A 272-nucleotide genomic window follows, 5' to 3' on the forward strand; every position below is an offset into this window, starting at 1 on the left:
TAACGGTAGTTTTCTCGGTGGCTGTATTTGCGGTGGCAGTTCCCCTTGTGGTAACGCTTTTTATGGCTTTAGCCATGACGCACAAGTGGAAGAGACATCGGAAGTGAATAGCATTATTTTGCCTGGCGGATATGCTTCGGTCTCCAAGTCGAACACGGTAGTCGCCGCAGTGTGGCAAAATTCAACTTGCCAAAATGATGAAAATTTTAATCAAGCAAAAATATTGGTCTTGTCTTACGGCATTACCACTCATGTATTTTATTGGAATACTT

Annotated in this window: 1 protein-coding gene; it reads left to right on the plus strand. The window is 42.6% G+C overall.

What is annotated here, in order from left to right; all coding sequences use genetic code 11:
• The coding region (locus tag KVT32_RS30085; protein WP_217619429.1) for a hypothetical protein at positions 1-272 on the plus strand (272 nt) is incomplete at both ends.

It is taken from the genome of Achromobacter sp. GbtcB20, from assembly GCF_019091095.1.
Lineage (GTDB): Bacteria > Pseudomonadota > Gammaproteobacteria > Burkholderiales > Burkholderiaceae_B > Achromobacter > Achromobacter mucicolens.